This window comes from Amygdalobacter indicium, assembly GCF_029101545.1.
GTDB classification, from domain to species: domain Bacteria; phylum Bacillota; class Clostridia; order Saccharofermentanales; family Fastidiosipilaceae; genus Amygdalobacter; species Amygdalobacter indicium.
Map to the genome: position 1 here is coordinate 630,198 of NZ_CP118866.1, position 25,908 is coordinate 656,105.

The window sequence follows — 25,908 nt, forward strand, 5'->3', positions numbered from 1 at the left end:
TAATATGAAAAGAATTTATTTGTTTTGTGATAACGCTATGTCTACCAGTTTGATGGCTGCCAGAATGCAAAAAGTTGCAGATGCACATAATTTGGCGGTCGAAGTCAAGGCTTTTTCGCAGGCGCAGTTGGAAGACATCATTACGGAATTTCATCCGGACGCGGTTTTATTAGGACCGCAAGTCAAACACATTTATGAGAAGGTCAAGGAGAAATACGGACACTATGGAATGCCGATTTTCGTTATTGATCCGGATGATTATGGTCAGATGAATGGTGAACGCGTATTGAAGCGTGCCATATTAGAAATTAAGAAAGGTAGGAATGAAAAATGTTAAAAGAGCTTGATAAAATATTAGGCCCTGTTGCTAATTCCTTGTCCAAAAACAAAGTTTTGAGTGCTATCCGCGACGGATTTATGGTTTCCGTACCGGTAGTTATTGTCGGTTCCTTGTTTTTGTTGATTTCCAATTTCCCTATTAGCGGATATGAAGAGTTTATGGCGAGAATTTTCGGACCGACATGGTCGGAATTTCTCGGACGTGTAACAGCTGTAGCTTTTGACTGCGTTTCGTTGATGTCAACTTTAGCTATCGGTTATTGTTATGCTGCCGAACTCAAATTGACGAATAAAATAGCCGCCGCTCTGGTCGCTTTGGTTTCGTTTTTGATTGTTACGCCGCAAACTCATCTGACTCATGTAAATGAAGCCGGTAAGGCTTTCAGAGGATTTTCCTTCGGCAACTTCGGTACTGCCGGTATTTTCCTCTCCATGATTATCGCTATTATTTCAGTCGCTATATTTTCCTGGGCTTATAAGCGCAAATTGGTTATTAAGTTGCCTGACGGTGTACCGCCGGCAGTTATGGACTCTTTTGCCGCTTTAATTCCTGCCGCTATCGTGATGATCATTTTCTTCTTTGTCGGTATAATTTTTAATGCGACATCTTACGGTTATGCTCATAGCTTCATTTATGAAGTTTTGCAGGCGCCTTTGGTCGGCTTGGGCAAGAATAAATTGTTTGAAGTTATTTATCAGTTCCTGTCAACGCTGTTCTGGTTCTTCGGTATTAACGGCCCGGCTGTTACCAACACCATTTTTGCGCCGATTCACAAGGCTTTAACCTTGGAAAATTACGAAGCTGCCAAAGCCGGTTTGGCTATGACCAATATGTTTACCGCCGGTTTCTCCGATTTCTTCTGTAACTTCGGCGGCGGCGGTTCTACTTTAGGCTTAGTTATAATGATGGCGTTTATCGGCAAATCCAACAGAATCAAGATGCTCGGCCGCTTATCTTTGCCTGCCGGTATTTTCGGTATCAACGAACCGATTATTTTCGGCTTGCCGATTGTGTTGAACCCGATTATGTTGGTACCTTTCATCTTGACTCCGGTTGTCAATACCGTCTTGGCTATTATCGCAACCACCATCGGATTTGTTCCTATTACTTCCGGTGTGCAGCTGCCTTGGACCATGCCGATATTCTTCTCCGGCTATTTGATCAGCGGCTCCTTTACGGCTGTCATTTTGCAGGCTGTGTTGTTGATTGTGGATATGCTTCTGTATTTCCCGTTCTTAAAGTTACTTGATAATAAATATTTGGAAGAAGAAAAGGCCAATGCTGACAAAAAGGATGAGTTGGATGATTTGTCCTTTGACGATTTGACCGTATAATGAAGGCGAAAAATGAGAATAGTTTTAATTTTTGATCAGGGTTTGGCCGGTGCCGGCGGAAAGAGTAATCCCAACATCGGTTTGACCCTGGCTAAAGGCGGAATCGGTTCGGCTTTAATGCTTGAACCGCATTTCCGGAAAATCGGAGCGGATGTGCTGGCGACGCTTTATTGCGGCAATCAGTATTATGATGAAAATGAGCAGGAAGTTGTGCAGAAACTGACGGCGATGGTTATGAAAATTAAGCCTGATGCCGTAGTTTGCGGACCTTGCTTTAATTTTCAGGATTTTGCCAAAATGGCGGCGGAAGTTACCCTTTCCATAAAGACACGGACCGATATTCCGGTAGTCACGATGATGGCGGCCGAAAATACGGCGACAATTGATGCTTATAAAGACAAAATCAGCATCATCAGGATGCCGAAAAAAGGTGGCGTGGGTTTAAGTGAAAGTTTGGACAATTTAGCTGAGTGGTTGCGGATTAAATTAAATGATCCGGTACACCTGGCTGATTTGGAAAAACAAATTTGTTATTAAAAGAAAAAACTGCCGTTTTCGGCAGTTTTTTTCAAAATCAGGTTAATAGGTGGAGAAAATTAATGAGTATAAGTTTAGTGGCTATTCAGCAGGAGCTGAAGCGTTTATATCCTCAAATGCTGGAAGATTATCGGCGCTTGATGATGATTCCCAGTAAAAAAAGTGCGCCTTTGCCCGCAGCTCCCTTCGGAGCGGCGTGCGCCCAAGTTCTGCAGGCAGCTTCAGATATTTGTCGGCGCGAAGGTCTGATAACCGGTAATGTAGATAATTATATGGTCTACGGCCAATACGGCACGGGAGAAGAATATGTCGGCATGTTCGGACATCTTGACGTAGTAGAAGAAGGTGTCGGTTGGGATAGACCGCCTTATGCTGCTGTAATCGAGAATAACAGAATGTACGGTCGCGGAGCTTTGGATAGCAAAGGCCCGAGTATTGCCGCTCTGTATGCTTTGATTGCTCTGAAAAACCTGAAGATGCAGCCGTTACGTCCGATCAGAATGATATTCGGTGCGAATGAAGAAAGCGGTATGGCAGATATGGATTATTATTTGCAGCACTGCAAGGCGCCGGTTATGGGCTTTGTACCCGATAATAAATTTCCGGCAATTTACGGTGAAAGAGGCCGGGCTGTTATTCAAATCAGCGGTCCTGTCAAAGAATTTAATGATTTTTTCAATAATTATCTTTTACGCTTGGACGGCAGCGGTAAAACTCTCGGTATTGCCTGTTCCGATGAGCATTTCGGCAATTTAATCGTACGCGGGGTGAAACTCGTGGAAGTTAATGGTAAAACCGCAGTTAATTTCAGCTTGTCAATACCTGTTTGTGATATTAAGTCTATTTTATCTAAATTAAAATCGACAGCGGGAAATTTGACAGTTGAACTTTTAAGCTTTACTGAATGGGCCTTAAAAAATCCGAATTCCAGTAATGTGCAAGCTCTACAAGCTGCTTATACGGAAGTTATGCACGATTCTGCAACTATTACGACGACAACCGGCATGACTTACGCGCACAAATGTCAAAGCGTAATTCCTTTCGGACCGTCATTTCCGGGACAAAACGGCATTGCGCATTTACCGAATGAATGGTTTGACTTGGACGATTTGATGAAGTGTTCTGAGATATATGCCTACGGTTTGGCAAAATTGAATGAAGTTACAAAAATTATACCTTCATAATAGATAACAGGAGGACTTCTTATATGGCAATCAAAACGGAAATATGCATAGATAGTTATGCAGGAGCGAAAATAGCGGCAGATTTGGGCTATACAAGTGTGGAAATTAATTCCGCTTTGGACTTGGGCGGTTTGACACCGTCTCTAGGTTTGGTACGCGAGATATGTAATAACCTTAAGATAGAAAAAAATTGTATGTTACGCCCGCGCGGCGGCGGATTTTGTTATACCGCTTCCGAATATGAAACGATGCTGGCTGATTTGGATATTTTGTGCAAAGAAAAGATTGACGGTATTGTCTTCGGCTTTTTAACTGCTGATTATCATGTCGATATTGCCCGTACGGCAGAGATGATTACCAGAATTCATCAAGCCGGGCTGAAAGCAATTTTTCATCGAGCCTTCGACAATACAATTGATCCGAAGCAGGCTATAGAGACTTTGATTCAATTACGGGCGGACCGTTTATTAACAAGCGGTCAGGCGGGTACGGCTATAGAAGGTGCGGACTTATTAGCGAAATTGCAGGCCGAATACGGACAGGAAATTGAGTTGGTAGCCGGCGCCGGTGTTAAAGCGAAAAATGCCTTGCAATTATTACAGAAAACGAAGGTTAATTATATTCACTCCTCCTGCCGCGTGAAAGCTACGGATGTAACGAGTAAATTGAATGTCTCTTATGCCATATATAATGATTATCCGACAAATTACTTATGCACCGATTATAATTCAGCTGAAGCTTTACGGGCTGTAGTTGCCGATTATCAAAGTTGAAACGGCGCTGTAAATAGGGAGCGAAAATAAAAAATTTTGGGCGGATTGTTGGATAAATCCGCTTTTTTTTGCCTAAAATAACCAAAAATTAGGGCGGATGAACAATTAAAGTTGACAACATATGAGCCTTAGTGTATAAAAAGAATTGTGAGTTGTTTGTGCAATGTGTACTAAAACTTAAGAGAATAACGGTTTGAGTATAGTGAATTGTACAAATAAAATACATTTGAGGAGAAAAATTATGAATCTCAAGAGTATGTTGGAAGAGAAATTGACACCGATTGCTTATAAACTTGCAACCAACAAAGTTTTAATCGCAATCCGTAACGGTTTAGCCTTAAGTATGCCTTTGGTTATGGCCGGTTCTTTGTTGATGATTATTGCCAGTTTCCCGGTGCAACAATGGAAAGATTGGTTGAAGTTAACCGGTATAGCAACCTATTTGTGGAAAGGTGTCGACAGCAGCTTCGGTTTAGTCAGCTTGGTTGCCGCTTTCGGTATTGCTTATGACTTTGCTAAACAACATGATGTTGACGGTATTTCCGCCGGTATCATTTCTATCGGTTCTTTTATCACCTTAACACCGTTTGTGCAGGATAAAGAACAGGGTATGGCCGGTGTACCGACCAAATTCCTGGGCGCCAGCGGCTTGTTTGTTGCTATTATCATCGCTTTATTGAGTACTTTGATTTTTATCTGGTTTATAAAACGTAATATTCAAATAACTTTACCTGATACCGTACCGCCGGCTGTCGCTCGCAGCTTTTCCGGCATTATCCCCGGTATCGTGATAATTTCGGCTTGGTTGGTTCTATTTGCCGTACTGGAAGCTTCCGGTTTACCGAATTTGCATCTTTTGATACAGGAAGTTTTAGGTAAACCTGTCAGCCTGTTTACCAACAATTTGTTGGGAACTTGCGTAGTTGCCGGCTTGAACGGTTTGTTCTGGTTCGTCGGTGTACACGGTGCCGATACTGTCCATACTTTCTTCGGTCCGACCTGGACGGCTAATATTCAAGCTAATATGGATGCTTTCATGGCCGGTAAACCCTTGCCTTACATTGTTACCAATCCGTTTATGATGAACTTCGTTTATTTGGGCGGCGGCGGCGCAACTTTAGGTTTGGTTATCGTTTTGGCCGTTTTGGCTCGGCGTAAAGGCGCCAGCAAGCAGGCGAAAGCCTTAGTTCCCATTACTTTCGCTCCCGGTATTTTCAATATCAATGAGCCGACAATTTTCGGTGTACCGATTGTTTTGAATTTTAAATTGTTGATTCCGTTTGTTGTTACACCTATTGTTAATGCTATAATTACTTATACAACGATGAGTATCGGTCTGGTACCTTTGACAATGGCGATGGCTACTTGGACCATGCCACCTGTTTTGAGCGGCTTTTTCGTAACCGGCAGCATTCGCGGTTCGATTTTACAAGTCGTCCTGATCATTATTGATGTGTTGATTTATATGCCATTTGTTCTTAATTTGGAGCAGGGCTATAAGAAAATGGAAATGGAAAACGGGGAAGTTAAATGAAAAAGATAATGTTGGTTTGCTCCGGCGGTATGAGTTCCAGTTTGTTGGTTACCAAAATGGAGAAAGCTGCCGCAGCTGCAGGAGAAAAAGTTGAAATTTTTGCAGTTGGCGAAACTAAAGCCTTGGATTTACTCAAGGGCAGTACAGATATTAATGTTGTGCTTATCGGTCCGCAAATTCGTTTTGTTGAACCGGAATTTAAGAAAGTGATAGCCGATCGCCCGATAAAATTACAAGTTATCAATATGATGGACTATGGTATGATGAACGGGGAAAAGGTTTTTCAGGCGGCTATGAATTTGCTGAAGTAGCTGCAAGTACAATTTGATTTCGGAAACAGCGCTATAACGTCTGTCGGCGGTAGCGCTGTTTTGTTATAATAAGATGAGATTAAGCAAATGAGGGAGATAAAGTATGAAGGTAATTTTACTGGCTGATGTGAAAAATGTCGGCAAAAAAGATACAATTCTTGATGTCAGCGAAGGTTACGCCAATAATTTTCTTTTGAAAAAGAAGTTGGCAGTTTTGGCGGATAATAAGAACTTAAATTTATTACAACAAAAAAAAGGTTCGGAAGATGCTAAAGCGGCCAGAGAGAAACAGGCGGCATCGGAATTGGCGGCTACAATTAACGGAAAAACTTTCGTTTTAAAAATGAAGGCCGGTGAAGGCGGTAAGCTTTACGGAGCTTTAACCGCTAATGATGTTGCTGAAGTTTTGGAAAATTCCGGCTATAAAGTTGATCGTCGGGCTATAAGCTTGAACGGAAATATTAAAAACATCGGTAGAGTCACTTGCCATTTGAAACTTTATCGCGGTGTAACTGCTGAAATTAATGTGAATGTTGAAGCTCTTTGAGGGAGATTGACCGCATGACGGAAGCTGACTTTATAAACGAGACGAATAATATCGGAGATACGCCCAAAGTACCGTACAATTTGGAGGCTGAGAAAGCTGTTTTGGGCTGTATGTTGGCCGGTAAGAATTATTTGGCAACATTGCTGCCTTTATTAAACGAGGGCGATTTTTATGCAGCCAGACATCAAATTATTTTTAAGGCGATTTGTCGACTGGTAAATGAACGTAAAGCTGTAGATGCTTTAACTTTAGCCGATAAATTGGAAGCTTCCGGTCAGCTGGAGGAAATCGGAACGATGGCCTATATCGACGAATTGGCTAACGCTCCCAGAATTTTGGAAAATGCGCAGCAATACGCCAAATTGGTACACAGTAAAGCCGAATTGCGGCAGTTGCAGCAGGCTTTGCAGGAAGTAACGGCACTTTTGCAGAAGAGTGACAGTGCGGAAGAGGTGATGGACAGCCTTGTATCCAAGCTGCTGCAGATCCGCAAGTTATCCAAAGATAGCGGTTTACAGGCGATTTGGCCGATTATGGATGAAACTTTGGCCTATTTACAAGAAATTGATAAATCGGGCAGTCGCTTTCGCGGCTTGAAAACTTATTATCCTTCGCTGGACTTGGCTTACGGCGGCTTGAAACCCGGTTCTTTGAACATTTTAGCTGCTCGACCGGCGATGGGTAAATCGGCTTTAGCTGTAAATATAGCCTGTAATGTCGCCTGCCTGGCCAAATTACCGGTAATAATTTTCAGCTTGGAGATGAGCAAACAGGAAATTTCCATCCGCCTTATGTCGGGAATCAATTTTATCAATGCTTCCGATTTCAACAAGCCGCCTTTTCCACAGGAATTTTGGTCCAAAGTATCAGAAGCTGCCATTAAATTTTATGATGCACCGATTTATATTGACGATCGTCCCGGCATAACCCCTTTTGAAATTTTGAGCAAGGCCAGACAATTAAAATTGGAAAAAGGTTTAGGTTTAATTGTTGTCGACTATCTTCAGTTGATGCAGTCGGATAATCGCAGTGATTCGAGACAACAGGACGTTTCCGATCTTTCACGTAATCTCAAACTTTTAGCCAAAGAACTGGAAGTGCCGGTAATTGCCCTCTCGCAGCTTTCACGTGCTTGTGAAGCCCGGCAGAATCGCCGGCCGATATTATCGGATTTGCGGGAGTCAGGTTCAATTGAACAGGATGCCGATACGGTAACTTTTATTTATCGTGATTCTTATTACAAAGAAAAAGAAGAAGGCATTACGGAAAATTCTGCTGTTAGTGAGGCGGAGATTATTATTGCCAAAAACAGGCACGGAAAAACAACAACTGTTAAGTTGAACTGGATGCCGGATTATACATTGTTTGCCGAGAACAGCAATTTGGAGGCGCCGCCTGAAGCCCATAATCAGGATTTTGACGAATTTACACCCGATAAATTGAGCCCGAACTTTTTGCCGCCTGTAAGCTCCGAAACTGCGGCCACTTCGTCTACAGCCGAAGAAGTCGTACCGGATTTACCTTTTTGACGTTGCTCAGGCAACAAGTGGAGGCTGGGCATTAATATGGCCGATAAATTGACGAAAAAATTTTTAGAGCAGTTAAATAATTTTGTAAAAGACAGACAACCGGAAAAAATTTGGCTTGCCTGTTCCGGCGGCCCTGATTCACTAGCTCTGCTTTGGCTTTTAGCTGATAATTTGCCGCCTGAGATAAGTTTGAACGTTTTACATGTTTGGCATAATTTACGTGCGGAAGCGGAAGCGGAATATTACAAATTAGCTGCCTCTTTACCTAAGCGAGTGCAGAAATTTCAGGCTTTTTATGCTGACGTTAAGGCCTATGCGCACGATTGCAATTTAAGTGCTGAAGTTGCTGCCAGAGAATTAAGGCGTTCAGCTTACGCATATTGTACGAACGGGGAAGAAAAAGCATATGTTTGTTTGGCTCAACATGCCGATGATCAGGCCGAAACAATAATTTTGCACGTCTGTAAGGGGAGCGGCATGAACGGTTTATGCGGTATAGCTTCTTTAAAAAGACATTTAACGGCGCCTGAAACTGTAAAACAGATTAAAAACGCCGGTTACTTAAAACTTGTTACGGGAACTTGCGCAACCGAGAGACAATTTAGTGAGTTAAGTGCTTCAACTCTGAACAACGCCTGCTTTTATACGGCCTGGCGTCCGCTATTACCTTTATTGAAAAAGGAATTGCTTGAATATGTTAAAGCCCGCAAACTCGATTATTCGGTGGATCGGACCAATTATGACCCTCATTATGAGCGCAACTTTATTCGTCTGCAGCTTTTACCGGCTTTAACTGAGCGCTTCCCGCAGACTGTCGAAAAATTAGGTAATTTGGGCGCTACGGTTGAGCGTACTTTGCAGGCGACAGATTATTTGTTGGCTAATAATGCACAGATAAAAAAAGTCAGGGACTTATCCGATGCGCAAAAATTGGAGGCGGGAGAAAAAGTTTTGGCTCTATCTTTTCTTGCAGCGGATAATAAAAGCGTTTTTTTAACTTTGCCTGAAACTGTCCGCAACCTTTATTTAGAACGGCAACTGCACAATAAATTCCCGGATTTGCTTTTATCAAGAACACAATACAATAACATACAGCATTTATTTAATCTTGCTCTCTACCGTCCTTGTAAAGATTTACGGCTTATAATTTTACGTAAAGATTGTTTAATGTTGCTGATCGATCGCTTGCTGTTAATATATTCGTCGCCGCACTTTAATTTTTCGCACGCATCGTTTGACCGCTCGCTGATATATAAGAAGTGTCGAAAATATTTTTTAGAACATTATGCCGTAATTTTACCTTTAAAATCCAACTGGCGACGTTATTACCGCCTAAGCGGAGAATTGCCCGAAAATATGTGCCTGCGTACCATCCTGCCGGGTGACTATTTTAACGTCAATACCGCAAATTCCTGCAAGCGTCGCCTGCTTAGCGATTATTTGCACAAAAGCAACTTACCGGAATTTCTCTGGCCGGAATTATTGGTTCTTTCCGAGAAAAATAGCCGACATTTGTACCATCTGTTTTACAAAAATTTAACAAAATGGCAGACCTTCTCTTTATTATCAAATGACAAAAAACTGTAGTCGCAGGCTATTTGTGTTAAAATTAGACGTACTTCGGTTAAAGGAGAATAGGCATGACTCAGAGTAGGTTACCAGGTAAATTTTCGGAAATTGGCGGTATGTATCCGGCACATTTGTTGATTAGTCAGGACGAATTGACAGCTATGGTACAACGTTTAGGTAAACAAATTACGGAAGATTATTGTGGGAAACAAATTTTATTGGTTTCTATATTGAAAGGTTCCTTCATTTTTTGCAGCGATTTGGTACGGGCGATTGATTTGCCGACGACAGTGGAATTCATGGCATGCAGCTCCTATGGTGACGGTACGAGCAGCAGCGGTAAAGTTAAAATTATTAAAGATCTGGATTGTGATATTAAAGATAAGCATGTAATACTGGTTGAAGATATTGTAGATACGGGATTAACTTTAAGTAAGTTAAAGGAAGTACTGTCTTTACGTCATCCGGCCAGCTTGAAGATTTGTACGGCGTTCGATAAACCTGTTAAACGTAAAGTTGAACTCCATCCGGAATATGTAGGTATTGAAGTCCCGGATGAGTTTATTATCGGTTACGGCCTGGATTATCAGAATTACTATCGTAATCTGTCGGAAATTTATGCCGCCAGACCGGTAGAAAATTAAATTGGAGTTGTTATGTTTGAAAAAGAAAAGCGAAAAACTAGAGGCATAAGACCTAATATCGGCACTTTTCTGTTGCTGATTCTGTTTGCGTTCATTGCAATATACTACTTTATGGGTGATAAAGAACCGGACACCGATTTGTCTGCAATTTTACAGTTGGTGGATGACGGTAAGGTCCAACATGTAGATATTGTTAATAATAAGATTTCCGTTAAATTGATTGATACGCGGAAAGCCAAGCAGCCGGAGACAACTGTCACCGGAACTTCAGATGCTTCCTCGAATAACGATTCTTTGTTGAATATATTGGCTAATAATAAGCAGACGGACAAAAATAAAATTGTTCTGGACGGCAGAACGATAAATAAGTATGTTTCACCCAACTGGATGAATTTATTACTTGAAAAGTTGGAAAAAGCCAAAGATAAATACGGCTTAACTTATAACTATACCGAACCTATAAGTCTCGGAGCCATGACCAATGTTATATTAATTTTGGTAATGTTGGGTCTGTTGGCATTTTCAATGTGGAATTTATTCTTCCGGCAGATGGGCGAAGGGAAAAACCCTCTGAACTTCGGCGGCAGTAAAGCTAAAAGAGTTGATTTGAGTACCGACCCTGTGACTTTTGCCGATGTGGCCGGAGCCGATGAAGAAAAAGGTGAAATGCAGGAAATTGTCGATTTCCTGAAAAATCCGCAAAAGTATTATGCCCTCGGAGCTAAAATTCCGCGCGGTGTCCTTTTAGTCGGCCCTCCTGGTACCGGTAAGACTTTGTTGGCCAAGGCTGTCGCAACGGAAGCAGGTGTACCTTTTTATACCATTTCCGGTTCCGATTTCATGGAAATGTATGTCGGTGTCGGCGCTTCCCGTGTCAGAGAGATGTTTAATGAAGTCAAAAAACACACGCCGGCGATTATATTTATTGATGAAATTGATGCTATCGGTCGTCAGAGAGGCTCCGGTTTAGGCGGCGGCCATGATGAAAGAGAGCAGACTTTGAATCAGATCCTGGTTGAAATGGACGGTTTCAGTTCAACTCAGGGAATTATAGTTATGGCGGCCACCAACCGTCCTGACATTTTGGATGCAGCTTTGACCAGACCCGGTCGTTTCGATCGGCAAATTACTGTTTCACCGCCTGATATTCAAGGGCGTGAAGATATTTTGGCGGTACATGCCAAAGGTAAAAAATTGGCCAAGGGTATCGACTTACGTGAGATTGCCCGTATTACTCCGGGCTTTACAGGTGCCGATTTGGCTAATTTGCTGAATGAAGCGGCATTGTTGGCGGCGCGTAAAAATGCCAAAGAAATTACATATTTTGATATTCAGGATGCAATATTCAAAGTGATGCTCGGACCGGAGAAGAAAAACCGCATTATGAGCGAAAAGGAGAGAAGTATTACCGCGCACCACGAAGCCGGTCATGCCATTATGGTGCGGGCCATGAGTGAAACTGAAAGAGTTGAACGCGTTTCTATAATTTCAGCCGGTCAGGCGGGCGGATATACAGCCCATAAGCCCTTTGAAGATCTGTATTATGCCAGCAAGGATCATTTGTTGCAGAATATTATGATTGCTCTGGGCGGCCGCGGCGGCGAGCAATTGATTTTCAAACAAATAACTACCGGTGCTTCCAATGATTTGGAAAGCTGTAACAAGTTGGCCCGAAAGATGGTTACCGTTTACGGTATGGCCGAGCATATGGAAAATCTGGTATTCACGGAATCGGACGATATGTTTATGGGCCACGGTATCGGGCACAGTCACAGCTTCAGTGAACATACGGCACAACTTATCGACAACAATGTTAAAGAAATAATTGATGCAGCTTACAAGCGGGTTATGACCTGCTTAAGTCAGCATGAGACGGCTTTGCGGAAAATTGCAGAGCGTTTGTTGGAAGTGGAACGTATTGATGAGGTAGAGTTTGAAATCCTTTATTTGGAGAACACACCGCCGGAGATTTTAGCTTTGGATGCTGTTAACCTTGGAAGAGAGCAGATGATTAAAGACGGCTTGTTGCCGACCAAGGATAATTTAGCGGAATTCAAGGAAAAGTATGCGGCCCAAAAAGCTGAAACCGAGAAGAAAAGAGCTATGGCGCAATTGCAGGCTGCTGAAGTTCCCGATTTAACTGAAGCTTAAAAATAAGTCGGCGGCTGTTTGCCGCAGCGCAATAAGCGTAATAAAAAGCACATGGACTAACCATTAACGGTAATTTCCATGTGCTTTTTCATTTATCTTATCGGCAATTATCGGCAAGCGACAAGAGCAATAAGACTGTTGTTACAATTTCTCGTCAGCCAATCTCTGACCGACAGCTCTGACTTCCTCCGGCCCTAAGAATAGGACCAAATCACCGGGGTGACACAATTCCGCTAAACGCTTTTTTATCTGCTCATAATCCGGTTGCAATTCCGCATGCCCGCCGGCAGCATTGATAGCGTCGACCAGCATCTGCGAGCTGACACCGAAATCGCTCTGCTCCCGGTCGCTGAAAATATTCATGAACAGAACATGCTCCGCATTTTTCAAGGCATCGACATAATCCGGGAAAAGATTCTTTACGCGACCGTAGGTTAACGGTTGATAAACAACATAGCGATGCTTGTACGGCAGCTTGGCGGCAGCCATAATTGTAGCTTTAGTTGCTGTCGGATGATGGGCGTAATCGCCGACAATCGTCGCTCCCCGGAAAGTTCCTTTAACTTCAAAGCGCCCGTCAGCGCCGTGAAATTCAGCCAAAGCTTTAACTATAGTTTCAATATTGGCGCCGTATAAATCGGCTGCCGCTAAAGCCGCCAAAGCATTCAGGACATTATGGCGTCCGGGAACTTGTAATTTTACTTTCGTTAAGAATTGGCCCTGTTTATAAAAATCGAACTCGGGATAGCCGGCGTTATAAGTTAAATTAAAAGCCGCATAATCAGGTAATTTATGTTCCGCCCACATTCTGACCAATTCATCTTCACTTGTATTTTTAATTTCGGGATAATTGTCCGAATCGATGATATTGAAACTGTAAAGATTGACGTGGCCGTTTGCTTTTTCCGCCCGCATACGAGCAGCAGCTTCCAGACATTTATCAATATGCTTACCTCGATCGAGCACAATCAGCTGACCGTCTGCCGGAATATTGGCGATAAAGCGGGCAAAGCAATTGATGAGATTGTCCATGGTTTTGAAATAATCCAAATGATCATTGTCAATGTTCAATAAAATAGCTGTACTGCTGCGGAAATTGAGTAAACTGGAATTATATTCACAAGCTTCCGAGATTAAAAGCTCTCCCGGTTTACCGGAACGAACTGTGGAACCGTTAAAAGCACTGAATTCCGCTCCCAAATGTACGGACGGATCGAAGTTATCCGCAATCAGCATGGAAGATAACATGGAAGTTGTTGTCGTTTTACCGTGAGTGCCGGCGACGTTAATCACCTTGTTGTAATATCTTGTCAACCAGCCGAGAAATTCCGCCCGATCGATAATCGGAATACCTAATTCCTCGCAACGATTCAATTCCGGATTCGGTCGTTTAATAGCAGCCGTATAAATAGCCGCATCAGGGCCGAAATCATCAATCCACATACTATGGTGACTGTAATGAATAGTAATATTCAATTCTTTACTTAAGCGATCTGTTCGATCATTCTCGTGCGGATCGGAGCCGGCAACTTCATAGCCCAAATTGTGCGCCATAATAGCCAGACCGCTCATACTTATACCGCCGATGCCGACAAAAAACAAACGCGCATTGGCCGGTAAATCTTTTAATGAGTGTGGATGCATTGTTTCCATAGAAAAACCTCTTTCTTTTATAATGATAACATATGTAAGGAACTTTGAATTGCCGGCGATATTTTTAGTATAATAAGCGGAGAGCAAAGAGGGGTAGAAGACAGTGATTAAATACCGTGTGATTGCTATTTCGGAGACGGGAGCAGTCAGAGATAACAATGAAGATAATCTTTATCTTAATAGTGAATGGCGTCATGGCAGTGAAGTCAATGTACCTTATTGGCACTATTTGGATAAGACTGCAGATGCTTCATTGTTTGTCGTTTGTGACGGCATGGGGGGAGAAAGTTACGGTGAGGAAGCTTCATTAATTGCCGTTTCCGGTTTATCGGCCGTAGAAGACCGCTTAATTCACTCTTCCAAGCAGGATTTTGCAGAATTGATGCAGAGTTACCTGCTTATGGTTAATCAGGAAATATGCAATCGCATACGGACACATCACGGATTGAGAATGGGCACGACATTTTCTTCGCTGCTTATTCGCCATCGGACCGCCCGCTGTATTAATTTGGGCGACAGCCGAATTTATCTGTACCGTCGAGACAAGTTGAGACAATTGACGGTCGATCAGACGCAAGCGCAGAAATTGGCGGATTTAGGTCTGATCAGTCAAAGTGAAGTTAAAACGCATCCGGAGCACAATCGGCTGGTGCAGCATCTGGGCATATTTCCGAATGAATATAATTTGGAACCGGCTTTATCACCTGAAATCGAATTGGCCGTAGGCGATTGCTTTCTTTTATGCAGTGACGGATTGACCGATATGCTGTCGGACGAAACTATTCGAAAAATTTTATCTACGAGTAAAGATATTAAATTGGCGGCGGAAGATTTAGTCCAGAAAGCGATAATTGCCGGCGGTAAAGATAATATAACCGTTATTTTGTTGCGAATAGATAATATTAGTGATGAAAGACTGATGAAAAGCGGGCGGATTAAAACGGTTGCGCCGACGCAAGCAGCGGTAAAAACGGTGCTTAACCTGGAAGATACGCGGCAAAATCCTTTAATGAAGATGCGCCTGAATGAAAATTTATTGCATAATTTTCCGGCAGCGTCGATGCTTGATACCGGCGCAACGGGCGCGGACGGACTTGCAGATGAGGTTGAGACGGAGTTCAAGCATTTAAGTAAGGGTATCAGTAATTTTGACTTGTTGCAGCATCCTTATTTGGATTTTCAGAAGTTGGAAGAACAACAGGCCTTACAAGAAGCGGATAAACATGAAAAACAGCTGTTACAGGAAAAATTGTTGCAGACTCGGAATAATGAGCACGTTGAACGGCATGAGACAGTCGTCGATACTGTTGTTAATACGGGCGAAAACAAGGGCAGCAATATTTTGATCAGCCGCGTATCGGGCAATAATGCATCAGCCAGCACTTTAAGCTTTTTTGATGAAAATCGTACTTTGACGGAGCCGATTACTACCGATGATTTGCAACGCTTTAATCAAGCACGGGAAGCTGCCAGAAAAAGACAGATGGCCCAGCAGTTGAAGCAGAAAAAGCCGGATGAGGGCAAATACATCAGTCGCAATTTGCCGTATGTTACCCAAGCGTCGCCGGCTCAAACTAAAGGTAACTTTTCGGTAATTTGGCGCTTTATTTTGGCTTTGCTCGTTGTTATCGGCCTGGCGGCTTTTATCTATTATCTGTATCGCGTTTATGACTTTAATGTTGTCCTGTTTCTGCAGGATTTATTCAGTTAGGCCGCTTATAATGTGACGACGGTAACATTGATAAAATTGGTTAAAATAATTGTGTCAAAAATATAAACTTATGCTATAATGATAAAAATTACTGAACGGGGGACTTTCTATGTCGTTTATCGGAGATAGCATACGTAATTACTGTGTCAATTATTTTAACTTTAAAGGGCGGACAGGACGAGCCGAATATTGGACAGTAACACTGATTTTAGTTGTTGTGAGTGTTTTGTTGAATAGTTTGAGTTCTTCCTTGCAAACGCTTTTCAACCTTTTAACAATTATTCCAAATATGGCAATGGTTATGCGGCGTGCAAATGACTCTAATCTAAGTAAAGTCGTAGTTGTTTTATATTATGTTTTTTCTTTCATGGGCGTGATTTTAATACTTGTATCCTTACCCGCCGTAGCCGCCGTAACCACGTTTTCCCATGGCTTGAGCTCCACCTCTACAGGAGTTTATACTGTAATTTCTCTGATTTTCATTTCTTTTTTTACTATAGTCTCTACAATCATCGCCATTATTTTATGGCTGATAATAGCCTGCCGTAAGACAAGGGAAATTCCTTTTTCTACCAAGGATTCTGCCGCACATTTTGCCACGGATTTCACCACGGATTCCTCTATGGATTCCAACTCGGATTCCACCGCGGATCGGTATAACGTTAAACGATAATAGATTAAGCAAATTGAATTACTGCCGTTTATTAACCTGTATATCTGCCGGGATATTCGCTGCTGTGATTATGCTTTGCCTCATCTGAATAAAATTGATGGAGAGAATTATGCGGAAAAATTTTTCATTAACATCCACATTACAAGTAAGTTTGCTGCTTTTCGGCTTTTTTTTCGGAGCGGGAAACTTAATATTCCCGCCGTTGATGGGAAAAATGGCCGGAACGGAATTTTTGCCGGCAATCAGCGGCTTTGCTATTACCGCAGTTTTATGTCCGGTACTCGGTATTTTTTCCGTTGCTAAAATGGACGGTATGGACAATTTGGCGAAACAGGTAGACAAGTATTTCGGTTTGCTGTTCCCTTTGGTTATTTGTTTGGCTATAGGCCCGGGATTAGGTATACCGCGTGCCGGCAGCGTTCCTTTTGTGATGGCTTTGGAGCCTTTATTGCCGCCGGAAGTATCGTTACCTGCAGCCAGAGCCTTGTATACTGTAGTATTTTTTGCTATTGCTTTCTGGCTCTGTATTTCACCGGGAAAAATTGTACGGCGCGTCGGCAAATTTATTACGCCGCTGCTGTTGCTGTTGATATGCTCGTTGTTTTTTTCAACTTGGCTGAAATTTCCGTTCAGGCAGGGATTGGCCCAAGGACCTTATGCCGGAGCTTCGTTTTTAACAGGTGTTTTGGAAGGATATAACACCATGGATGCTTTGGCGGCTTTGAACTTCGGTTTTGCAATAACTATTGCTATTAAATCGCTCAATCTCAAAGACGGTAGGCAGAACGGCCGTTTCTATACTTATGCGGCAGCCGTTATCGCCGGTACTTTTCTTCTGATCGTCTACGGTATGCTGACTTATATCGGTGTAACAACAGCCGACTTGTTCCCGACAACGAAAAACGGCGCTGAAATTTTACGGTCTGCAGCCGCTATATCTCTAGGAAAATTCGGCTATGCCTTAATGCTTTCCGTTTTCAGCCTGGCGTGTTTAACGACTTGTATCGGCCTGATTGTCTCTTTATCCGATTATTTCAGTAAGATTTGCCCTTACTTTACTTATAAAAAAATGGTGACGATTATTTGCGTTATATCATGTCTTTTAGCTAATTTCGGTTTGGATGCGATTCTGAAATTTTCTTTACCTACTTTATTTATTATGAGTCCGGTCTCCGTTGTCTTAATTTTACTGGGTATAGGGGAACGCTTTTATCGCGGCAGAAGAATTGTTTTTTCTTTGACAGTTTACGTTTGTCTGCTGTTCAGCTTTATTGATGTCTTCAATAAGGCGTCTTGGATTCCGACACTGTTGCGTGATTTTATGGATTTATTGCCGCTGAGCGAATTCAAGTTGGCTTGGTTGGTGCCGACCTTGCTGGCTTTCGGGCTGAGTTTTATCGGCGATAAGCTTTATTTATGCAGCAGATGTCGTACAGCAGGCGCTTTGGACGTCAGTGAAAAGATGAAAACCGAATAAATTGCTGAATTACGTATTATCTATAAAGCAAATTATAATTATGAATAAAATATTGACAAATTTCTTATTTCTTCTAAAATAGACGTGGTGTGGTTAAGGTATGTTTACCTTTTCCGTGCGAAAATATTTTAGAAGGGATATTTATTTGCCGGTTTTCAGGCAAATAAATAGTAATGCAACAATGTTAGTTCCAATCATTTTAGGCTTAATAGTTATTGTTAACGCCTGTTTTGCTTTCACATTCGTCAAAGATTTGCTGAAGCACAAAAAAGAAACAGCGGCCGAACCGGGCAACCCGGTTGTCATGGCAATCGCCACATTCTTGATTTTCCTGCTTTCAACATTCGGAATTTCCGATTTTGCTATCGGTTCATCTTTGTATCCGAAAGCTAAATGGGTTAGCGACAAGAAATTGCCGGGTACATTGAACACTGAATGTGTTATACCGGTTGCCGTTATGGCTTTAGCCTATATTTCATCAATTAAAGTTGGTTTAATTACATTAGCTACAGCTATTGTTTGCCAAGTTATCGGTGCTTATGTCAGCCCTCGTTATGTTACGAAATTACCCACCAAGGTAATTAAAATTTTCGTATCAATCGGTTTAATTGTAGCGGCAATTTTGATTTTAGCCGGCAAATTCGGTTTGTATCCTGCAGGCGGCAATGAGAGTGCACTTACAGGTGGCAAGTTGATTTTATTTGCAGTTTTGTGCCTCATTTTCGGTGCGTTTAACAATATCGGCATCGGTTCATATCCTTTAACTATGGCTACAGTTTACGCTTTAGGCATGGACCCGGGTGTAGCATTCCCGATTATGATGGGTGCCTGCACATTCTCAGTTCCTATCGGTTCAATGCAATTTGTCAAGCTTGATTCATATAGCCGCAAAATAACGTTATTTACTTCCACTTTCGGTGTCTTGGGCGTATTGGTAGCCGCTTTTGTTGTTAAGAGTTTGAATACGGCAGCTTTACAATGGATAGTTGTTGTAGTTGTCCTTTATTCTGCTTTTACCATGATTCAAAGTGCTGTCAAAATGAACAGGGAGGAAAAGAAAAATGCAGAAAATTAGAATTCTCAGCGCAGCTGATATTAAAAAAGTTATGTCGATGAAGGATGCTATTGCCGCCGATAAAGTGGCTTTGCAAGTTTACTCGGAAAAAAAGTGCAACATTCCTTTGCGTGCCAATTTGAACATCCCGGAATATGACGGCCAAAGTCTTTACATGTATGGTTATGTTGCTCCCGCCAAAGCTTCCGGTGTTAAAATCGTTTCAGTTTATCCGCATAACATTGAAAAAGGCTTAACCAGTGTCCCGGCTACTATGGTGGTTTTGAACAGCGAGACAGGTGAAGTTAACTGTTTGATGGACGGTACTTACCTGACCCAATTAAGAACAGGTGCTGTAGCCGGTGCAGCAACAGATGAATTGGCAAGAGAAGATTCTCATGTCTTTGCTCTGTTCGGCACAGGCGGACAGGCTGAAAGTCAGCTGGAAGCAGTTTTGAATGTTCGTCCGATCAGAGAAGTTAAGGTTTTCGATATTTCGGCGGAACGGGCACAGGCTTTTGCCGCCAAAATGCAGGCTGAATACGGGCAGAAGTTTAATGTGGAAATTAAAGCAGTCGCTTCTGCGGCTCAGGCCTTGGAAGATGCGGATATTGTTACAGCTGTTACTACGGCTAAAAAAGCCGTTTTTGACGGTTCCTTGCTGAAACGCGGAGCTCATGTTAACGGTGTAGGTTCCTATACTCCGGATATGGCGGAAATCCCGGAATATGTTCTTACGCATGCCGGTAAAGTTTATGTTGATACTTTTGACGCTGTGAAAGAATCCGGTGATATTATTCAACCGATTAAAAACGGTGCCTTCAAGGAAACACAAATAACCGGTGAATTGGGCGAGAAATTGGCCGGATTCAAACCGGGAAGAAGTTCACAGGACGAATTGACTTTCTTTGAAACGACAGGCAGTGCCGTCTTGGATTTAGTGGTCAGCCAAAAAATTTATGAGGCTGCCGTCAAAGCCGGTATCGGTCAAGTTATTACATTGTAATTTCGGGAAACTTAACCCCGCAGACTAATACTACGAATCCTCTTTACCGTGTCGGTAAGGAGGATATTTTTTTGCCCGAGTACTGTATTTTTTTGACTTTAGCGTTATAATGACAGAAGTTAAATATTTGCAAGGAGGAAGCAGCTGTGCCGCAATTAATTCTCGGATATTTTAATTCAGTACGGGCGGCAATGAATAAGGCTGTAGCAGTTTTTCTCCTTATCATTGTGCAATTTAAGATTGCACGTCTTAAGTACGGAGCGTCGCATTGATTATTGCGATTGTGTACTGTACGAAGTCATAAGTATTTCAGAAAATTTTATATTCAGCGCTGACAGCCTTTTCGGAGCTTGCTCTGAAGTGGATGTTTTGAATTTAATTTTTTCTAAATTCTTTTTTCCTGAACAATTAGAACGGAGGTGAATGATATGGGACTTGATGATAGCCATAGTCGACGAAAAAACAGGCAGCATAAATTACATGGATTTTCGGACGTACCGTATCATTCATGTAAGATTGTCTGCCTCGAACTGATTGGAGGTAAGAAGAATGCAAATATTAAAAAAGAACAGTTCAATTACGCAAAATGCCAAAAAGGCAGCCATTCTCTCAGCTTTGAAAGTCAATTTGAAGATTTTGGCGGCCGCCTCAGTCTCTGAAGTTTTAGCAAAACTGCACAGCAATATAAACGGTTTGTCTGAGGAAGCGATTGCAGAAAGTTTAAGAGAACACGGGAGCAACGAAGTTACCCGGGAGAAAAAACCGTCGCTGTTTAAGCAATTAGTCAATGCTTTTGTTAATCCGTTTACAGCTATCTTATTATTTTTGGCCTTGGTTTCTATCCTTACAGATATGGTGTTCCCGTATTTTTCTCTATTTGCAAGTGAACCGGAAGATTTTAACCCGCTGACTGTAATAATTATTTTTACCATGGTCATAATTTCCGGTACATTACGCTTTGTCCAGGAAGCTAAAAGCGGTGATGCCGCCGCCAAACTGCTGGCCATGATTACGACAACCTGCACCGTTATGCGGGAAAAGGAAAAAAGAGAGATACCCTTAGATGAAGTTGTGGTCGGAGATATAGTTCATCTTTCAGCCGGCGATATGATTCCGGCGGACGTACGAATTATCAGTGCCAAGGATTTATTTATCAGCCAATCGGCACTGACCGGTGAGAGCTTACCGGTTGAAAAAACAGCCGATATCTGTACTAAAAATGTCTCACTAACTGAATATCCCAATATTGCCTTTATGGGCAGCAATGTTATTTCCGGCAGTGCGACAGCTGTAGTTATTGCTGTCGGTGATCACACTTATTTCGGTTCCATGGCTTTGAACGTCAATCAGGCCCCGGTTGAAACCAACTTTACCAAAGGCGTCAACGCTGTTTCGTGGGTTCTGATTCGTTTCATGATGGTTATGGTTCCTTTAGTCTTTGTCATTAACGGTTTAACTAAAGGTGACTGGTTAGCAGCCTTTCTTTTCGGTATTTCCATCGCCGTCGGATTGACACCGGAAATGTTGCCGATGATTGTTACAACTTGCCTGGCCAAAGGTGCTGTTTCTATGAGCAAGAAAAAAACAATTGTCAAGAATCTTAATTCCATTCAGAATTTCGGAGCTATCGACATTTTATGCACGGATAAAACCGGGACTATAACTCAAGATAAAGTTGCCTTGGAATATCATTGGAATATGGAGGGCAAAGACGATTTGCACGTTTTGCGGCAGGCGTACCTCAACAGCTATTTCCAAACCGGTTATAAGAATTTGATGGATCTGGCGATTATTCGCAAAACGGAAGAAGAAGAGGAACAAAATACCGATTTGTTGGATTTGTCGGAAAATTATACGAAAATCGATGAAATTCCTTTTGATTTTACGCGCCGGCGTTTGACCACCGTTGTTGAAGATAAACAGGGAAAAACGCAAATGATAACCAAAGGTGCGGTCGAAGAAATGTTGAAAATTTGTCGCTTCGTTGAATTGGACGGGCAGGAAGTGGAATTGAGCGAAAATGAACGTTGCCGCATTCAACAAACTGCAAGCGATTTGAACGATAAGGGTTTTCGTGTTTTACTGCTGGCTAAGAAAAATAACCCTTCCGTTGTCGGCAATTTCGGTGTTAAAGATGAAATAGATATGGTTTTAATCGGGTATCTGGCATTTTTGGATCCGCCGAAAGAATCAACAGTTCCGGCTATTAGAGCCTTGTTCGCGCACGGAGTGAAAACTAAAATTCTGACCGGTGATAACGATAAAGTAACACGGGCTATATGTAAACAGGTCAACATTAATTATAAAACCATGCTTTTAGGTTCCGATTTGGAAAAAATGGATGATACGGAGCTGGCGCTCGCGGTTGAAAAAACGGATGTTTTTGCCAAATTAACACCTGATCAAAAAGCCAGGGTAGTAACGGTATTGCGCAATAATAATCATATTGTCGGCTTCATGGGCGACGGTATAAATGATATTGAAGCTATGAAAGCCGCAGATATCGGTATTTCTGTTGACAGTGCCGTGGATGTGGCCAAGGAAACTGCGGATATTATTTTGTTGGAAAAAGATTTGATGGTCCTGGAAGAAGGAATTGTTGAAGGTAGAAAAACTTATGCCAACATGATTAAATACATTAAAATGACCGCTTCGTCTAATTTCGGTAATATGTTTTCCGTCCTTGCCGCCAGTGCTTTGCTGCCGTTTTTGCCGATGATGAGCTTGCATTTGATTTTATTGAATTTAATTTATGATCTTTCCTGCACGGCAATTCCCTGGGACAATGTCGATGAAGAATTTATTTTGCAACCGAAAAAGTGGGACGCTTCCAGTGTCGGCAATTTTATGATTTGGATTGGACCGACAAGCTCGATTTTCGATTTTACAACATATATTTTTATGTACTTTATCATTTGTCCGCTGTTTGTTTCCCACGGCATCTTATTCAACGATTTGCCGGCTCATTTCAGCGGTACGGAATTGGCCCATCTGCAAGAGCTGTATATCGGTTTATTCCAGGCCGGTTGGTTCGTTGAATCCATGTGGAGCCAAACTTTGGTTATTCATATGATTCGTACGCCGAAACTGCCTTTCATTCAAAGTCGAGCTTCCTGGAGCTTAACGTCATTGACTTTGTTGGGAATTTCGGTTTTGACGATTATACCGTTTACAGCAATCGGCAAAGCTTTAGGTTTTGTCGCTTTACCGGCAGCATATTTTGCTTACCTTATTCCTTGCATTTTGTTCTATATGTTGTTGGCTACAAGTTTGAAAAAAGCGTATGTAAGACGCTACGGTGAATTATTATAGGAGGTACTTTATTATGAGTTTTAGACAACTGTGGATATATTTATTCGGTACAAGCGAGTGGTTGGGCTTGGATATCGGCTTTTATGTTTCGTTGGGCTTAGTTGTCCTGTTAATTATTTTGATGAATATAGTGTTCTGGTCGCTTAAACCTTTAAATCCTCCTACCGCCACCGACAAGGTCCCTGTTTCCGCTGCGAAGCACGAGCAGGAAGAAGAGAAGTAAAAAGTAAAGTAAAAGGACTGTTTCTTGCATAAAACAGTCCTTTCGTTTAATATGCGGGTAGACGGCCAAACTGAACCTTATCTCTTCGACAGAGGCAGATTTTGCCGTATTTTGCGGCAGGCGGCGATCATGTTTTTCAGACTCGGGGCAAGCTCCTTGTAAGTCCTTGTTTTCAAGCCGCAGTCGGGAGCCACCCAAAGTGCGGCAGCCGGTATAACTGCTAAGCGCTGCTTAATTGCTGTTAAAAATTCTGCGACAGAAGGGATACATTCCGAATGCACGTCATAAACGCCGAGACTGAGAGCGGCATTTAACTGCAAAAACGCCGGATTTGGCAGACAGCTTTGGGAAGTACGGCTTGCTTCCAGTAAAATTACGTCAGCCTCCAACTTATTCAGCCAAGGTATTATATCGGTGTAATCGCTATAACAGATATGAGTTTGAATCATAGTTTCCGGTCGGCAGGAATTATGCAGGAACTGAAAAGCATTGATGGCAGTTTCCAAGTAAGCGGCCTGATCGACTTTGCGCAAAGGCAATTTTTCTCTCAGGGCCGGTTCATCAATTTGAATAATTTTGCTGCCGGATTTTTCTAAAGCCGCAACTTCATTTTTTAAGGCCGCCGCCAATTGAAGAATGCTGTTTTGCGCCGGAATATCTTCTCTATTAAAAGACCAATTCACAATCGTTGTCGGACCGGTCAGGACAGCTTTTACCGGTTTGGTCGTTAAAGACTGCGCGTATTTTATCCATTTGACGGTCATAGCTTGCCGATATTTAATGTCGCCGACAATAATCGGCGGTTTAACACAACGACTGCCGTATGATTGAATCCAGCCGTTTTGCGTGACGACAAAGCCGCTCAATTGTTGAGCGAAAAATTCTACCATATCGTTACGCTCAAATTCCCCGTGTACCAAAACATCCAAGCCTATTTCTTCCTGGAAACGGATACACTTTTTAATCGCCGCGTAATTGAATTTCTCGTAGTCCTGGCGTTTAATCAGCTGTTTGTTGTAAAGTCGGCGATTTTGTCTTACAGCTTGACTTTGGGGAAAGGAGCCGATTGTCGTAGTCGGCAGAAGCGGTAAATTTAAGTATTGTTGCTGTAATTTCGCTCTTTGTTCGTAAGTTACCTTGGCCTGCAGAGGCAAAAATTTCGCTCTGTTTTTCGTGCTGTTGTCGGTGTTGCTGACGCCAATGCTGTCGGCACTGCAGCAGTTGCTGTTTGCGGCCGGATCAGCGGCAGTCAGCTCTTTTAATAACCGCAATTCCCGGATTTTTTCTTCGCCGAAGGCCAATTTTTCTTTTAGCGCCGGCGGCAAATTTTTTTCGCCTGTCAGACTGTAAGGTACATGCTGCAAAGAGCAGGAACTTTGGAGGACGAGGTTGATGCCCTGTAATTGCAAAGTTTTAATTAACTTTAAGCCGGCAGCAGAAGAGCTGCGCCAAACGTTTCTGCCGTTTATAATTCCGGCAAATAATATCTTGTCAGCCGGAAAGGGCTTGGAACTTACAAGCTGCAGAGTTTTTTCGCCCTCGACGAAATCTAAGCCCAAGGCGTCAAAATCCAGCTTTATCAGGTCGTCATAACAATCACGAACATCACCGAAATAAGTTTGCAGCAGTATTTTCAGCTTACCTTTCCCGGCTAACAGTTCCGAATAAAGAGAATTCAACAAAATTAAATCTTCCGGATGCAAGTCTAAGGTCAAGGCCGGTTCGTCCAATTGTAATAAATCGACCTTCTCCTGTTGACAGCAACGGAAAAATTCAAGATAAGCCCTGATTAAAGTCGGAACATAGGCAGCGGGACCTTTAGAGCCGCTATATGCAGATAATTTCAATAAGGTGAAAGGTCCGAGCAGCAAAAGCTTTTTTTGCAGCTGATAAGAAGCTGCTTCCCGGTATTGCGCCAGAGGAGCGTCACTTATCAGCTTGATAGCGCAATCGTCGGAAAATTCCGGAACTATATAGTGGTAATTGGTGTTAAACCATTTTTTCATAGCTAAGGGAGCGACAGTCCCTTTTTCATCCCGATAACCGCGTGCCAGAGCAAAATAAGTATCGATGGCAGATAAGCCGAGGCGGCGATAACGGGTAGGAATAATATTAAACAAGTAGGCGGTATCCAATACGGTATCGTATAGGGAAAAATCATTAATTGTCAAATAATCCAAAGAGCCGTCAACTTGATTCTGCCAATGTACCTGTCTTAAGGCGGCAGCTTCCTTTTCTAAAGTGGCAGCAGAAATTTCTTTACGCCAATATTTTTCCAACAAATATTTTAATTCACGCTCTTTACCGATATGAGGATAGGCGACAATAGAAGTTTGCATTTTGACC

At 42.3% G+C, this 25,908-nt stretch carries 22 protein-coding genes; 20 read left to right on the top strand and 2 right to left on the bottom strand.

Annotated features, from left to right (window positions below; all coding sequences use genetic code 11):
• Window positions 1-4: 4 nt before the first annotated feature.
• The 12 genes from PYS60_RS02620 to ftsH all read left to right on the top strand — a co-directional run bounded on the left by PYS60_RS02620 (window position 5) and on the right by ftsH (window position 12,453).
• On the top strand, window positions 5-337 hold the full coding sequence (locus tag PYS60_RS02620; protein ID WP_315570600.1) for a PTS sugar transporter subunit IIB: 333 nt from the start codon (window positions 5-7) through the stop codon (window positions 335-337).
• Window positions 331-1,674, top strand: a complete 1,344-nt coding sequence (locus PYS60_RS02625) for a PTS sugar transporter subunit IIC (RefSeq protein ID WP_315570602.1) — start codon at window positions 331-333, stop codon at window positions 1,672-1,674. Before PYS60_RS02620 ends, PYS60_RS02625 begins: the two co-directional genes overlap by 7 nt.
• A gap of 12 nt (window positions 1,675-1,686) precedes the next feature.
• Window positions 1,687-2,211: a GrdB-related putative oxidoreductase gene (locus tag PYS60_RS02630; RefSeq protein ID WP_315570604.1), complete on the top strand. Its 525-nt coding sequence runs from the start codon at window positions 1,687-1,689 to the stop codon at window positions 2,209-2,211.
• Window positions 2,212-2,273: 62 nt separating this feature from the next.
• Window positions 2,274-3,395 carry a Sapep family Mn(2+)-dependent dipeptidase gene (locus PYS60_RS02635; protein WP_315570606.1) on the top strand — a complete coding sequence of 374 codons (1,122 nt, stop codon included), beginning with the start codon at window positions 2,274-2,276 and terminating at the stop codon, window positions 3,393-3,395.
• 23 nt (window positions 3,396-3,418) lie between these two features.
• Window positions 3,419-4,168 (top strand): copper homeostasis protein CutC, encoded by a 750-nt coding sequence (locus PYS60_RS02640; protein WP_315570608.1) that lies wholly within the window; start codon window positions 3,419-3,421, stop codon window positions 4,166-4,168.
• A 241-nt stretch (window positions 4,169-4,409) separates the two neighbouring features.
• On the top strand, window positions 4,410-5,702 hold the full coding sequence (locus tag PYS60_RS02645; protein WP_315570610.1) for a PTS sugar transporter subunit IIC: 1,293 nt from the start codon (window positions 4,410-4,412) through the stop codon (window positions 5,700-5,702).
• Window positions 5,699-6,013: a PTS sugar transporter subunit IIB gene (locus PYS60_RS02650; RefSeq protein WP_315570612.1), complete on the top strand. Its 315-nt coding sequence runs from the start codon at window positions 5,699-5,701 to the stop codon at window positions 6,011-6,013. The genes PYS60_RS02645 and PYS60_RS02650 overlap by 4 nt, the downstream gene beginning before the upstream one ends.
• Window positions 6,014-6,116: 103 nt before the next feature.
• On the top strand, window positions 6,117-6,560 hold the full coding sequence (rplI, locus tag PYS60_RS02655) for a 50S ribosomal protein L9 (RefSeq protein WP_315570614.1): 444 nt from the start codon (window positions 6,117-6,119) through the stop codon (window positions 6,558-6,560).
• A 14-nt stretch (window positions 6,561-6,574) separates the two neighbouring features.
• Window positions 6,575-8,089 carry a replicative DNA helicase gene (gene dnaB, locus PYS60_RS02660; RefSeq protein ID WP_315570616.1) on the top strand — a complete coding sequence of 505 codons (1,515 nt, stop codon included), beginning with the start codon at window positions 6,575-6,577 and terminating at the stop codon, window positions 8,087-8,089.
• A 36-nt stretch (window positions 8,090-8,125) separates the two neighbouring features.
• Window positions 8,126-9,676, top strand: coding sequence for a tRNA lysidine(34) synthetase (locus PYS60_RS02665; protein ID WP_315570617.1), 1,551 nt, complete (start codon window positions 8,126-8,128; stop codon window positions 9,674-9,676).
• A 53-nt stretch (window positions 9,677-9,729) separates the two neighbouring features.
• A complete protein-coding gene (hpt, locus tag PYS60_RS02670; protein WP_315570619.1) occupies window positions 9,730-10,302 on the top strand; it encodes a hypoxanthine phosphoribosyltransferase in 573 nt (190 codons plus the stop codon).
• A 12-nt stretch (window positions 10,303-10,314) separates the two neighbouring features.
• Entirely contained in the window at window positions 10,315-12,453 is a 2,139-nt protein-coding gene (gene ftsH, locus PYS60_RS02675) for an ATP-dependent zinc metalloprotease FtsH (RefSeq protein ID WP_315570621.1), read from the top strand.
• A 141-nt stretch (window positions 12,454-12,594) separates the two neighbouring features.
• Here ftsH and PYS60_RS02680 read toward each other — a convergent pair whose 3' ends face one another.
• Window positions 12,595-14,106, bottom strand: coding sequence for a UDP-N-acetylmuramate--L-alanine ligase (locus PYS60_RS02680; RefSeq protein ID WP_315570623.1), 1,512 nt, complete (start codon window positions 14,104-14,106; stop codon window positions 12,595-12,597).
• Between the two features lie 103 nt (window positions 14,107-14,209).
• On the opposite strand from PYS60_RS02680, the gene PYS60_RS02685 reads away from it, so the two are divergent.
• The 8 genes from PYS60_RS02685 to PYS60_RS02720 all read left to right on the top strand — a co-directional run bounded on the left by PYS60_RS02685 (window position 14,210) and on the right by PYS60_RS02720 (window position 23,562).
• The gene (locus tag PYS60_RS02685; protein ID WP_315570624.1) at window positions 14,210-15,817 is read left to right on the top strand and encodes a PP2C family protein-serine/threonine phosphatase; all 1,608 of its coding nucleotides are present in this window, start codon (window positions 14,210-14,212) and stop codon (window positions 15,815-15,817) included.
• 109 nt (window positions 15,818-15,926) lie between these two features.
• Window positions 15,927-16,490, top strand: coding sequence for a DUF805 domain-containing protein (locus PYS60_RS02690; protein ID WP_315570626.1), 564 nt, complete (start codon window positions 15,927-15,929; stop codon window positions 16,488-16,490).
• 109 nt (window positions 16,491-16,599) lie between these two features.
• Window positions 16,600-17,967, top strand: a complete 1,368-nt coding sequence (gene brnQ / locus PYS60_RS02695; RefSeq protein ID WP_315570627.1) for a branched-chain amino acid transport system II carrier protein — start codon at window positions 16,600-16,602, stop codon at window positions 17,965-17,967.
• Between the two features lie 181 nt (window positions 17,968-18,148).
• Entirely contained in the window at window positions 18,149-19,042 is an 894-nt protein-coding gene (locus PYS60_RS02700; protein WP_315570628.1) for a sulfite exporter TauE/SafE family protein, read from the top strand.
• Window positions 19,029-20,027, top strand: a complete 999-nt coding sequence (locus PYS60_RS02705; protein ID WP_390866542.1) for an ornithine cyclodeaminase family protein — start codon at window positions 19,029-19,031, stop codon at window positions 20,025-20,027. Before PYS60_RS02700 ends, PYS60_RS02705 begins: the two co-directional genes overlap by 14 nt.
• Window positions 20,028-20,173: 146 nt before the next feature.
• The gene (locus PYS60_RS02710; protein ID WP_315570630.1) at window positions 20,174-20,299 is read left to right on the top strand and encodes a hypothetical protein; all 126 of its coding nucleotides are present in this window, start codon (window positions 20,174-20,176) and stop codon (window positions 20,297-20,299) included.
• Between the two features lie 277 nt (window positions 20,300-20,576).
• Window positions 20,577-23,339, top strand: a complete 2,763-nt coding sequence (gene mgtA / locus PYS60_RS02715; RefSeq protein ID WP_315570632.1) for a magnesium-translocating P-type ATPase — start codon at window positions 20,577-20,579, stop codon at window positions 23,337-23,339.
• 13 nt (window positions 23,340-23,352) lie between these two features.
• Entirely contained in the window at window positions 23,353-23,562 is a 210-nt protein-coding gene (locus PYS60_RS02720; protein ID WP_315570634.1) for a hypothetical protein, read from the top strand.
• A gap of 77 nt (window positions 23,563-23,639) precedes the next feature.
• Here the strand turns inward: PYS60_RS02720 and metE are convergent, their stop codons facing one another.
• Entirely contained in the window at window positions 23,640-25,901 is a 2,262-nt protein-coding gene (gene metE, locus PYS60_RS02725) for a 5-methyltetrahydropteroyltriglutamate--homocysteine S-methyltransferase (RefSeq protein WP_315570636.1), read from the bottom strand.
• Window positions 25,902-25,908: the final 7 nt, after the last annotated feature.

What these genes read in the sequence shown, in the direction of transcription:
- brnQ (WP_315570627.1), top strand. Translation starts at nt 16,600, where the DNA reads ATGCGGAAAAATTTTTCATTAACATCCACATTACAAGTAAGTTTGCTG.
- PYS60_RS02700 (WP_315570628.1), top strand. Translation starts at nt 18,149, where the DNA reads ATGTTAGTTCCAATCATTTTAGGCTTAATAGTTATTGTTAACGCCTGT.
- dnaB (WP_315570616.1), top strand. Translation starts at nt 6,575, where the DNA reads ATGACGGAAGCTGACTTTATAAACGAGACGAATAATATCGGAGATACG.
- ftsH (WP_315570621.1), top strand. Translation starts at nt 10,315, where the DNA reads ATGTTTGAAAAAGAAAAGCGAAAAACTAGAGGCATAAGACCTAATATC.
- PYS60_RS02645 (WP_315570610.1), top strand. Translation starts at nt 4,410, where the DNA reads ATGAATCTCAAGAGTATGTTGGAAGAGAAATTGACACCGATTGCTTAT.
- hpt (WP_315570619.1), top strand. Translation starts at nt 9,730, where the DNA reads ATGACTCAGAGTAGGTTACCAGGTAAATTTTCGGAAATTGGCGGTATG.
- PYS60_RS02620 (WP_315570600.1), top strand. Translation starts at nt 5, where the DNA reads ATGAAAAGAATTTATTTGTTTTGTGATAACGCTATGTCTACCAGTTTG.
- PYS60_RS02650 (WP_315570612.1), top strand. Translation starts at nt 5,699, where the DNA reads ATGAAAAAGATAATGTTGGTTTGCTCCGGCGGTATGAGTTCCAGTTTG.
- PYS60_RS02630 (WP_315570604.1), top strand. Translation starts at nt 1,687, where the DNA reads ATGAGAATAGTTTTAATTTTTGATCAGGGTTTGGCCGGTGCCGGCGGA.
- PYS60_RS02690 (WP_315570626.1), top strand. Translation starts at nt 15,927, where the DNA reads ATGTCGTTTATCGGAGATAGCATACGTAATTACTGTGTCAATTATTTT.
- PYS60_RS02720 (WP_315570634.1), top strand. Translation starts at nt 23,353, where the DNA reads ATGAGTTTTAGACAACTGTGGATATATTTATTCGGTACAAGCGAGTGG.
- PYS60_RS02640 (WP_315570608.1), top strand. Translation starts at nt 3,419, where the DNA reads ATGGCAATCAAAACGGAAATATGCATAGATAGTTATGCAGGAGCGAAA.
- mgtA (WP_315570632.1), top strand. Translation starts at nt 20,577, where the DNA reads ATGCAAATATTAAAAAAGAACAGTTCAATTACGCAAAATGCCAAAAAG.
- rplI (WP_315570614.1), top strand. Translation starts at nt 6,117, where the DNA reads ATGAAGGTAATTTTACTGGCTGATGTGAAAAATGTCGGCAAAAAAGAT.
- PYS60_RS02665 (WP_315570617.1), top strand. Translation starts at nt 8,126, where the DNA reads ATGGCCGATAAATTGACGAAAAAATTTTTAGAGCAGTTAAATAATTTT.
- PYS60_RS02705 (WP_390866542.1), top strand. Translation starts at nt 19,029, where the DNA reads ATGCAGAAAATTAGAATTCTCAGCGCAGCTGATATTAAAAAAGTTATG.
- PYS60_RS02635 (WP_315570606.1), top strand. Translation starts at nt 2,274, where the DNA reads ATGAGTATAAGTTTAGTGGCTATTCAGCAGGAGCTGAAGCGTTTATAT.
- metE (WP_315570636.1), bottom strand. Translation starts at nt 25,901, where the DNA reads ATGCAAACTTCTATTGTCGCCTATCCTCATATCGGTAAAGAGCGTGAA.
- PYS60_RS02680 (WP_315570623.1), bottom strand. Translation starts at nt 14,106, where the DNA reads ATGGAAACAATGCATCCACACTCATTAAAAGATTTACCGGCCAATGCG.
- PYS60_RS02625 (WP_315570602.1), top strand. Translation starts at nt 331, where the DNA reads ATGTTAAAAGAGCTTGATAAAATATTAGGCCCTGTTGCTAATTCCTTG.